At 71.6% G+C, this 10,473-nt stretch carries 9 protein-coding genes; 5 read left to right on the top strand and 4 right to left on the bottom strand.

Annotated elements, in window-relative coordinates; genetic code table 11:
- Nucleotides 1-69: 69 nt before the first annotated feature.
- Nucleotides 70-951 (bottom strand): phosphatase PAP2 family protein, encoded by an 882-nt coding sequence (locus ACFW2Y_RS31480; RefSeq protein WP_384885888.1) that lies wholly within the window; start codon nucleotides 949-951, stop codon nucleotides 70-72.
- 407 nt (nucleotides 952-1,358) lie between these two features.
- On the opposite strand from ACFW2Y_RS31480, the gene ACFW2Y_RS31475 reads away from it, so the two are divergent.
- Nucleotides 1,359-3,083: an MFS transporter gene (locus ACFW2Y_RS31475; protein WP_384885886.1), complete on the top strand. Its 1,725-nt coding sequence runs from the start codon at nucleotides 1,359-1,361 to the stop codon at nucleotides 3,081-3,083.
- A 41-nt stretch (nucleotides 3,084-3,124) separates the two neighbouring features.
- Here ACFW2Y_RS31475 and ACFW2Y_RS31470 read toward each other — a convergent pair whose 3' ends face one another.
- The gene (locus ACFW2Y_RS31470) at nucleotides 3,125-3,559 is read right to left on the bottom strand and encodes a cell division protein SepF (RefSeq protein WP_384885885.1); all 435 of its coding nucleotides are present in this window, start codon (nucleotides 3,557-3,559) and stop codon (nucleotides 3,125-3,127) included.
- 322 nt (nucleotides 3,560-3,881) lie between these two features.
- On the opposite strand from ACFW2Y_RS31470, the gene ACFW2Y_RS31465 reads away from it, so the two are divergent.
- The 3 genes from ACFW2Y_RS31465 to ACFW2Y_RS31455 all read left to right on the top strand — a co-directional run bounded on the left by ACFW2Y_RS31465 (nucleotide 3,882) and on the right by ACFW2Y_RS31455 (nucleotide 7,584).
- Nucleotides 3,882-5,129, top strand: a complete 1,248-nt coding sequence (locus ACFW2Y_RS31465; RefSeq protein ID WP_384885883.1) for a DUF5685 family protein — start codon at nucleotides 3,882-3,884, stop codon at nucleotides 5,127-5,129.
- Nucleotides 5,130-5,787: 658 nt separating this feature from the next.
- A complete protein-coding gene (locus ACFW2Y_RS31460) occupies nucleotides 5,788-6,642 on the top strand; it encodes a S1 family peptidase (protein ID WP_384885881.1) in 855 nt (284 codons plus the stop codon).
- Nucleotides 6,643-6,690: 48 nt separating this feature from the next.
- The gene (locus ACFW2Y_RS31455; RefSeq protein ID WP_384885879.1) at nucleotides 6,691-7,584 is read left to right on the top strand and encodes a S1 family peptidase; all 894 of its coding nucleotides are present in this window, start codon (nucleotides 6,691-6,693) and stop codon (nucleotides 7,582-7,584) included.
- A gap of 193 nt (nucleotides 7,585-7,777) precedes the next feature.
- Here the strand turns inward: ACFW2Y_RS31455 and ACFW2Y_RS31450 are convergent, their stop codons facing one another.
- Entirely contained in the window at nucleotides 7,778-8,815 is a 1,038-nt protein-coding gene (locus ACFW2Y_RS31450; protein WP_384885878.1) for a DUF3533 domain-containing protein, read from the bottom strand.
- Between the two features lie 495 nt (nucleotides 8,816-9,310).
- Between ACFW2Y_RS31450 and ACFW2Y_RS31445 the strand changes: the two genes are divergently transcribed.
- Nucleotides 9,311-10,189 carry an esterase/lipase family protein gene (locus tag ACFW2Y_RS31445; RefSeq protein WP_384885876.1) on the top strand — a complete coding sequence of 293 codons (879 nt, stop codon included), beginning with the start codon at nucleotides 9,311-9,313 and terminating at the stop codon, nucleotides 10,187-10,189.
- Here the strand turns inward: ACFW2Y_RS31445 and ACFW2Y_RS31440 are convergent.
- On the bottom strand, nucleotides 10,186-10,473 hold a 288-nt coding region (locus tag ACFW2Y_RS31440), incomplete at its 5' end, for an LAETG motif-containing sortase-dependent surface protein (protein WP_384885875.1). The two genes, ACFW2Y_RS31445 and ACFW2Y_RS31440, sit on opposite strands and share 4 nt — an antisense overlap.

The raw sequence follows: 10,473 nt of genomic DNA, 5'->3' as shown, positions 1-10,473 counted from the left end.
GGAGCCTGCAGACCCCATGCGGAAGGGCCCCGGCCGATGGCCGGGGCCCTTGTTCCCTCCGGGTGCGGATCAGCCGCGGGTCGCCGGGGCGCGCCGCCCGCCGACCCCCACGGGTTCCCGGACCGGTTCCTCGGGTGCCGACGGGCGGGGCGGGAAGAAGCCCGGGCGCGGTCCCCCGGTGGCCACGGGCAACGAGGGAACCAGCTGGCGGCCCTCCCGCAGTCGCTCCCGCATCCGGTCCCGGACGCTCAGGATCCAGGCCTCCGCAACGGCGATGACCGGCTCGCACCAGGGCAGCGCGAGCAGGATGAGCAGTCCGGCGGCCCAGCCGAGCAGCACGTCGCTCAGCCAGTGCGTGCCCAGGTAGACGGTGGTGAGGCCGACCCCGAGCGCGACCACCGCGGACAGTGCCGACAGATAGCGCCTGGCCCTCGGGGTGGTTGCCAGATAGGCGAGGATGCCCCAGGTCACGACCGCATTGGCGGTGTGCCCCGAGGGAAATATGTCACCGCCCGCGAACAGCTCGGCGGATCCGATCTGCGTCGCGTAGTGCGGTCCGAGCCGGCCGAGGCCGAGCTTGACCGAACCGACCGAAACGTTGAGCAGGAGGAGGGCCGCGCCCAGGCACAGCAGGGGGCGCAGGGTGTGCTGGCGCCAGGAGCGCCAGCCCAGCCAGGCGGCCACCATGACGGCCGTGGGGCCGCGCTGGCCGAGGACGACGTAGTAGTCGAGGAAACCGTGGATCCCGGGCCACTGCTGGTACGGCCGGAAGAGCATGATCTTCCAGTCGAGGGTCACCAGCCACGTCGACAGCAGCACGGCGGCGACGATGGCCAGGTAGAACGCCGACGTCCCGCCGAAGAGGGCGAGACGCGTGCGGGTCATCCGCGGGACCTCTATCTTCGGCGGTTCCGGCTCCCGGTCCAGCCGGGCAAAGATGTCGGTACGCACCCAATCGACGTTACAGGGAGTGAGAAGCAGACCCTGTCGTTCCACTCCCTTCGTGATGACCATGTGATGTGGAGTGGGTCTCATTGGGTGGCTCATTGCGGGTGTCCGTCGGGAAATCCGATGACCTTCAGCCCTATTGCGGTTCGGGTCGTTTTCGGAAAACTGTTTGAGCGTCCGGGGATTTCTTCAAACAGGCGTCCGTGCGCAATTCCATGCGAGGTGCGGCCCGCTTCGAGTGGCGTACGCCACACCGCGAGCCCTGCCGGGGTGAGAGCTGCACCACGCGCTCGGGGCTTGAACTCGCGTACGCTGGCGGCTCACTCGCCCGTCGATGCCGGGTCGTCCATGGGCATACGCCCTGGTCCGGGGCCTGCCGAGCGCGAGGGTTTCACGTGGGAGGTACGTATATGTCGCGGACGAACACGGCCCAAGGGCGACCGCGGGTCGCCGGCGGTGGCGGCAACCGCTGGGTCGTCCTCGTCGTCCTCTGCGTCAGCCTCCTCCTGGTCGCCCTCGACGCGACCATCCTCCACGTCGCCGTCCCCTCGCTCACCGAGGACCTGCGCCCCAGCTCCACGGCCCTGCTCTGGATCGTCGACGCCTACCCCCTGGTCTGCGCGTCGCTGCTCATCCTCTTCGGCACCCTCGGCGACCGGGTCGGCCGGCGGAGGGTCCTCCTCCTCGGCTATGCGCTCTTCGGCATCGCCTCGGCGGTCGCCGCCCTCGCCACCGATCCCGCGGTCCTCATCGCGGCCCGCGCGCTGCTCGGCGTCGGCGGTGCCATGATCATGCCCGCCACGCTCTCCTTGCTCCGGGCGGTCTTCCCCGACCGGCGGGAGCGGGCCACCGCCATCGGGATCTGGACCGCCACCGCCGCGGTCGGAGCCGCCACCGGGCCGGTCCTCGGCGGGTTCCTCGTCGAGAACTACTGGTGGGGCTCCGTCTTCCTCATCAACATTCCGCTGATGGCGTTGATCCTGCCGCTCGGCCGCCGCCTCCTGCCCGAGTCCCGGGGAGCCGCCGACGGCCCCTGGGACGTCCTCGGTGCGCTCATGGCGGCCGGCGGCATCCTCGGCTGTGTCCTCGGGGTCAAGCGCGCCGGAGCCGGCGATCCGCTGCTCCACCCGTCCACCGTCGGCCCGCTGCTGCTCGGCGCGGCACTCCTGGTCCTCTTCGTGCGGCGACAGAAGCGGCGTCCGCACCCGCTGATCGACATGCGACTCTTCTCCCGGGCCGCCTTCACCACCTCGGTCGGCTGCATCGTGCTCGCCATGCTGGCCCTGGTCGGCCTGGAGCTCATCGCCGTCCAGTACCTCCAGCTCGTGCTCGGCCTCAGCCCCCTGGAGACCGGGCTGCGGCTCCTCCCGCTGACCTTCGCGGCCATGGCCGCCGGCGCCACCGGCTCCTACACGCTGCGCAGGATCGGGCCGCGCCGGATGGTCGGCTGGGGGTTCGTGCTCACCGCCGGTGCGGTGCTGCTGCTCACGCTCATGGGGCAGCACGACCGTCCGCTGTTGCTCACGGTGGGCTTCGTGCTGCTCGGCTTCGGTCTGCAGACCACGCTCTTCTCCGCGTACGAATCGATGCTCAGCGAGGCGCCGCAGCACAGCGCGGGAGCTGCAGCGGCGATCGGCGAGACCTCGTACCAGCTCGGTGCGGGCATGGGCATCGCACTGCTCGGCAGTGTGATGAACGCTTCGTACGCCCCGGGGCTGGCCGGGGTGCCCGGGGTGCCCGCGGAGGCGGGGCGGGCCGCCGCCAACTCGCTCGGCGAGGCGTACAAGGTCGCCGAGCAACTCGGCGGCGCAGCCGGTGACGCCCTGCACCAGGCTGCTCGGCACTCCTTCGTGACCGGTCTGCACGTCACGCTCTGCGTCAGTGCCGGACTGTTGCTCGTCGGCGCACTGATGGCCCTACGACTGCCCCTGGTCATGGAGTGCACGGTGGATCCGGAAGAGGCGGCCGACGCCCTGGTGGCGTCGGAGGGGTCCTCGGCCCCGGAGGGGTTGGACCGGGAGTCCGGGCCCGCCCACCGCTCGGAGCGGTCCGACCGTCCCGGAGCGGCCGCGCCGCGGGTGCCTGCGACCCGGGAAGCGGTCGAGCCCGCCGGCTCGGGGCGCCCGGTGCACTGACCCGACCGGGTCGGGAGTGCCGGGTCGGCCGGCGGGCCCGCTCAGCTCTGGTTGAAGAAGCCGTCCCGTTGGCGTCGGCCCGTCTCGCCGCTGACGATCTGGGTGTCGGCGGGGGTCAGCAGGAAGACGCGCGTCGCCACGCGCTCGATGGACCCGCGCAGGCCGAAGGCGAGGCCGGCGGCGAAGTCGACCACGCGCTTGGCGTCGTTCGGCTCCATCGCGGTCAGGTTCACGATCACCGGAATCCCGTCACGGAAGAGCTCGCCGATGCCCCGGGCGTCCCGGAAACCGTCGGGGGAGACGGTGGCGATCCGACGGCCCCGCTCCTCCGCGGTGTCCGTGGCCACCTGGACCCGCGGGTCCGTCACCCAGGCGTCGCCGCCCTCGGCACCGTCGGCGTACTCGTCGTCGTAGTAACGCTCGTCGTTGTCCTCGACGAGTCCCAGCCAGGCGCTTGCCTTGCGCACCGATCCCACGGACGCCTCCTTTCAGCGCGGTCACTTGTGGTTCCGCAATGCCTATCGTCGTCCATGATGCGGATCGCACGCCAAGTGGATAGGTGCCGTGCAGGGGATTCGTGACGGTACTGGTGCAGAACGTGAGGGGATTTTTCTGGCGAATCGTCAGGAAAGTTGCGGTATCGCACGCCAGAGACGGGGCCATGTAGCTGAAAATATGAAAGTCGGGCCGGAAGGGTGACGATGGGCGCGTACGGGTGAACGAGACCGCTCGCTACGATGCCGCGAGATCGCTTGACGGTCTTTCAGGCACCACATCCCATGGCTCACGGGGAAGTCTTTGTTCGGAATAGTCAGGCCCTGCACTCATCGGCTCACCGACCGCCTCAGGGTCGAGTGGACCGCCCATCTCTGCGGCCTCTGCCTTGCGCTCCGCGCCGACCACGGTCAGTTCGCCCGGGTCGTCACCAACTACGACGGGCTCATCGTCTCCGTCCTGACGGAAGCTCAGACGGGTGTGACCGAGGCGGATCGCCGCACGGCCGGACCCTGCGCCCTGCGCGCACTGCGGACCGCCCCCGTCGCCCGGGGAGAAGGAGCTCGGCTCGCCGCCGCCGTCTCCCTCGTCCTCGCCTCGGCGAAGGTGCGGGACCACGTTGCGGACCGGGACGGACTGCTTGCGCACCGGCCCGTCGCAGTCGCGGCCCGTAGGGTGGCCCGCTCCTGGGACAGGGCCGGGGCCAGGACCGGCCGCGCCCTCGGATTCGACACCGCCGTCCTCGTCGACGCGGTCGACCGGCAGGCCGGGATCGAGGTCCTCGCCGGGCCGGGCACCCCCTTGCTCGCCGTCACCGAGCCGACGGAGACGGCGACCGCGGCGGCCTTCGCGCACACTGCGGTCCTTGCCGGTCGTCCCGGCAACGCGGAACCGCTCGCCGAGGCGGGCCGTCTCTTCGGGCGGCTCGCCCACCTCCTCGACGCCGTCGAGGACCAGGCCTCCGATGCTGCGGCCGGCGCCTGGAACCCGCTCACCGCCACCGGCACCCCGCGCGAGGAGGCCCGCCGGCTCGCCGACGACGCCCTCCACGGCATACGCCTCGCCCTGCAGGAGGCCGAGTTCGTCGACGGACGGCTGGCCCACGTCCTCCTCGCCCATGAGCTCCGCACCTCGATCGACCGCGCCTTCGGCACGACGGAGTGTTCGCACGGGGGGCCGGAGGGAGGGGCGGGCGTGCCGTACGGCCGGGGGCCGGTGCCCGGCAACCCGTACGCCCCTCGTCCGGGCGGTCCCGGTGGGCCGACCGGACCCCATGTCCCCGGTCCCGGCGGTCCCGGCGGGCCGCTCCCGCCCGAACCGCCGAACCGGCGTGGCCTGATCGCCGGATGCGCCCTCTGGATCGGCCTCGCCTGCACCTGTCAGATGTGCTGCGGGACCTTCGAGGATCCCTGGACCCGCCAGCAGCGCCAGGGGCTCTGCCAACAGTGCGATCCCGGGGGGTGCTGCGACTGCTGCAACTGTTGCTCCTTCTGCGGCGAGGGCGACGGCTGTTGTGGAGGCGGTGACTGCAATTGCGGTTGCGACTGTTGATGTTGCGTCAGGCGTCCTGAGGGATGGCCGCGCCCTGGGGCAGTGACCGCGCCCTGGGGCGCGGGTTCCGCGCTTCGTCGTGGAGGGGGCTCCCCGGGCGCGGATCCGCACGTCGCGGGTCGAGAGCGCCGACGGCCGGGAGCGCGTCCGGGCCGGCCGGCGCGTGGGTCTTGGACCTCTGCGCGACGACGGGCGTGCCCTGTGGGCGGTGGGGACGACGGGGCCCGTCGAGCGGACTTCGCGGACGCCGCCGGCGGTCGGGCCGGCTGCCGCTTCCGTTTCCTGCCGCCCGAAGCCCCGCCGTGAGAAGGCTCGGTGAGGGGGACTTCAAGCGCGCACCACTGCCGCCGTGCGCCCGCGTGGACCGCTCCACCGGTCCCTTCCCGCTGTCCGGCAATGCCTCCGACGTCGAGTCGTCGTGGGGGAGCGGTGACCGGGACCGGCACGACCTGGGCTTTTCGCGGTCTCCACGGACGGTGGACGCCTTCGGTGGTGATGGTCGGACGCGTCCGTCCGTACGGCGGTCTTGTGCGTCCGCTCCAGGAAGGCCACTATCGCTGACGGTGCATGTCAGGGACACGTCACCTGATGGCGCCTCACGGACCCGTCACCCACGGGCCCCTCCGCTTTTCCCAGAAGGAGAACAGTGAGGAGCACAGTGAGGAACACCCGCACCCGCCTGCTCGCCGTCGCCGCCGGTCTCGCCGCCGCGACGGCCCTGGGGCTCCCCGGAGCCCAGGCCGCTCCCGCCCCCGGCCCCGCCGGAGCCGCCCAACTCGCCCGCGCCGACGCAGCCGTCGAGGCCGCCGGGGTCGGCGGCACCGCCTGGTACGTCGACAGGGCCGCGGGCCGGGTCGTCGTCACCGCCGATTCGACCGTCACCGACGAGGCGCTCGCGAAGATCCGGAACGCGGTCGGTGCCGACTCCAGAGCCCTTCGCGTCCAGCGCACCCCCGGCGTCTTCACACCGCTGCTCGGAGCCGGAGACGCCATCTACGGCAACGGCTACCGCTGCTCGCTCGGTTTCAACGTCCGCAGCGGCAGCACCTACTACTTCCTCACCGCCGGACACTGCGGCGACGTGGTGAAGACCTGGTACGCCAACTCGGCCCAGACGACCCTGATCGGCCCCACGGTCGGTTCCAGCTTCCCGGGCAACGACTACGCCCTCGTCCGCTACGACAACGCCTCCCTCTCCCACACCGGCGGTTTCACCGCGGCCGACGCCTACGTGGGCGAGTCCGTGAAGCGCTCCGGCTCCACGACCGGCACCCGCAGCGGCAAGGTCACCGGACTCAACGCCACCGTCCACTACTCCGGCGGCGGCACCGTGCGCGGCATGATCCAGACCAACGTCTGCGCCGAGCCCGGTGACTCCGGCGGTGCGCTCTACGACGGCAGCAAAGCGCTCGGCATCACCTCCGGGGGCAGCGGCAACTGCTCGACCGGAGGCACCACCTTCTACCAGCCGGTGCCCGAGGCGCTCGCCAAGTACAAGGTCAGCCTCTACTGACCTCCTTCCGCCGATCTCCCGCTGATCCCCCCACAGGAGGAACACGTCGTGAGGATCACGCGCACCACCCCCACCCAGAAGTTACGGCTGCTCGCCCTCACCGCCGGCCTCGTCGCCGCCGCGGCGACGCTCGGCGCCCCCACCGCCAGCGCCGATGCCACCCGGACGTTCAGCGCCCCCCAGCTTTCCGCCGCGGATGAGGCCGTCCTCGCCGCAGACGTGGCAGGCACCGCCTGGCACGTCGACACCGCGACCGGAAGGGTCGTCGTCACCGCCGACTCGACCGTCTCCCCGGCCGAGATCGCGAAGATCAAGCACCGGGCCGGAAGCAATGCGGGCGCGCTGCGCTTCGAGCGCACCCCCGGTGTCTTCAACAAGTTGATCTCCGGTGGTGACGCCATCTACGCGAGCGGTTGGCGCTGCTCGCTCGGCTTCAACGTCAGGGACGGAGCGGGGAACCACTACTTCCTCACCGCCGGACACTGCACCGACGGCGCGGGCACCTGGTACTCCAACTCGTCCCGCACCACCGTGCTCGGCTCCACGGCCGGTTCGAGCTTCCCGGTCAACGACTACGGCATCGTGCGCTACACCAACAGCTCGGTGAGCAAGCCCGGTGCGGTCGGCAGCGTCGACATCACCAGCGCCGCCAATGCCACCGTCGGCATGTCCGTCACCCGACGCGGCTCCACCACCGGCATCCACAGCGGTCGGGTGACCGGCCTGAACGCCACCGTGAACTACGGCGGCGGCGACGTCGTCTACGGGATGATCCAGACCAATGTCTGTGCCGAGCCCGGTGACTCCGGCGGCCCGCTCTACTCGGGCAGCCGGGCGATCGGCCTGACCTCGGGCGGCAGCGGCAACTGCTCTTCCGGCGGGACGACCTTCTTCCAGCCCGTGACGGAGGCGCTCAACGCATACGGCGTCCACGTGTACTGATCTCCTCCTCGATCCGTCCCGGGCCTCCACGGCCCCCGGACCCCGGAGGCCCGGGACGGAAGGCGCCCGCACCGGGCGGATACGTGCCCGAACCCGTCCCTCCGTCCGTTCCCGCGGCCGGAGGGACGGTCGTTCCCGGGACCTTCGGCCCTGCTTCCGGGGCCGCGCCCCGGCCGGGGGCAACCCCGGCCGGTCAGGACCGGGGCTCGCCGACCTCCGAGGCGATCGCTTCCGCCTCCGGCTTCCGCTTCAGCGAGGACATCACCAGGGTGACCGCGGTGCCCACCACCGCCCAGGCCGAGAGGACCCACATCGAGGCAGCCATGTCATTGCCCTTGAAGTACGCGATCGAGCGTGCCGCCCAGGTTCCGGCACCCGGCGGCAGCGCGGGGCCGATCGCCCTCCAGAAGGGCGGCAGCATCGGCGCGGGGAAGGCGCCGCCCGCGCTCGGGTTGCCCGCGATGACGATCAACAGGATCGCCAGTCCGATGCCGACGATCCCGAAGACGGACTGGAGGGCGAGGGTGGCGGCACCGACGGCGAAGACCACCAGGGTGCCCAGGCCCCACAGGGCTGCGATGCTGCCGGGCAGGGCGCCGAGGATCGGCCCCACGATGATCGCGCCGCCGAGACCGCCGAGCGCGGAGTACAGCGCCAACACTCCGAGGCGGATGACGGCGCGCTCCCGGTTCGCGGGTCGCGAGCCCGAGCTGATCGCCAGGATCGCGGCGCAGATGTAGCCGCCGACGCACCAGCCGACGACCAGGTAGAAGGCCGAGAGCCCGTCGAAGTCTTCCGGCGAGGCGGGAGCCACGTCGACCGTTCGCACGGTGCGCCCCTGGACGGCCTCCACCTTGGTGAAGATCGTTTCCAGCGCTGAGGCGAGGACGGTGCCGCCGCCCGAGGCGACGAGCAGCGTGTCGGTGCGACCGAGGGGGTCGACGATCAGGGCCCCGTCGATGTCCCGGTTCATGATCTGCTGCCGAGCCGCGGCCTCGTCGGTGACGGTCCGGGGGGCGACCGGTGCGCCGGGGAGCTCCTCCAGTTGATCGACGAGCCGGTCGGAGACCTGCTGCGGCGCGACCACGCCGAAGGGGACGTCCGTGGGCTTCGGATGGTGCAGGGCCCCGACGTACGAGGTGACGAACAGGAGCTGGAGGGCGAAGACCCCGACGACGAGCAGGGCCGCTCGGGGAGTGACGGCGCTTTTCAGTTCATCGACGAAACTCATGCCTCCACGCTCCGGGGCCGGGAGTGCTCCCGCAGGTGGGATGCGCCCGAATGGCCGAGCGCCCCCCTGCAGCGGGCGGTCGGGCGGTCGGGCGCGGCACGGGCCGGAGGAGGGAGGTCTGCGCATTCCGCTTACGGGCGCCGGAAGCGCGCCGGCCGTGCCGGGCTTCGCCCGCCGGTGCACCGTCCCGGCCGCTCCTCCGTTGCGCGGCCCCTTGCTCCGGCGCGAACCCCGGCCGCTCTGATCCGCCACGGCGTCATCTGCCGCTGGAGACGGCGTCCTTGACGGCGGTACGGGGCCCGCAGGTGCCCGCACAGAGGCTTCTGACGGTGACGTGAACGGTCGACTGACGCCGACACAGCACTTTTTACCGACGCGTAACTTCCCAGTCGAGGCTACCCGTGCGTAGCTTGGCTGAAGAGCATCCCCACTTGTGGTCCGGACCGCAGGGCACAGCACCCCCACCTTCCCCTTGAGCCGCAAGGAGATCGCCCGATGCTGCCCCGAAAGTCCCGCAAGCGCTGGACACACGCCCTCAGAGCGCTGTCCGTCCTCTTGCTGACCGCTGCCGCCACCCTCGCCCCCACCGCCTCGGCACAGGCCTCCACCGCTTCCAGCCGCGGCTGGAACGACTACTCCTGCAAGCCGTCCGCCGCGCACCCCCGCCCGATCGTCCTGGTCCACGGCACCTTCGGGAACTCCATCGACAACTGGTTGGCCCTCGCGCCCTATCTGGTCAACCGGGGCTACTGCGTCTTCTCGCTGGACTACGGCCAACTCCCGGGCGTGCCCCTCTTCAACGGGCTCGGTCCCATCGCCGCATCGGCCGGACAGCTCGACACCTATGTGGACCGCGTCCTCGACGCCACCGGTGCACCCGAGGTCGACCTCGTCGGACACTCTCAGGGCGGCATGATGCCCCGCTGGTACCTCAAGTTCCTCGGCGGGGCCGAGAAGGTGAACACCCTGGTCGGCATCGCCCCCGACAACCACGGCACCACCCTGCTCGGCCTCACCAAGCTGCTGCCGCACTTCCCCGGTGCCGAGGACGTCATCAGCTCCGCCACCCCGGGCCTGACCGACCAGGTCGCCGGCTCGGCCTTCATCACCAAGCTCAACGAGGGCGGTGACACCGTCCCGGGGGTCCGCTACCACGTCATCGCGACCCGGTACGACGAGGTGGTCACCCCGTACCGCTCCCAGTTCCTGACCGGACCGAACGTCACCAACGTCCTCATCCAGGACAAGTGCGCACTCGACCTGTCCGAGCACGTGGCGATCGGCACGGTGGACCGGGTCACCTTCCACGAGGTGACCAACGCCCTTGACCCGGCCCACGCCACCCCGACCACCTGCCTCTCGGTGCTCGGCTAGCTCCGGGCCCGGCGCCGCCGGGTCGTCCCGAAGAGCACCGCGGCACCAAGCGCCAGCACGGCGGCGCCACCGACCGCCAGGTACGGGGTGGTGGCGTCGCCGCCCGTCTCGGCCAGCTCCACCCCGGAGTCCGAACCCGTCGCGGGTGCGGGTGCGGGGGGCGAGGCGGGAACGGTCGGAGCCGCCGTGCTCTGCGACGGCAGCGGGGCGGGGGCCGCCGACGCCGTCGCGTCCGTCGCCGCACCGTGGCCCCCGTGCCCACCGTGCTGGACGGAGGACTCGTC

The sequence above is a fragment of the Streptomyces sp. NPDC058877 genome (assembly GCF_042742855.1).
Lineage (GTDB): Bacteria > Actinomycetota > Actinomycetes > Streptomycetales > Streptomycetaceae > Streptomyces.
Note: the sequence above shows the minus strand (reverse complement) of the source record. Positions and strands in the feature narration are given on the sequence as shown.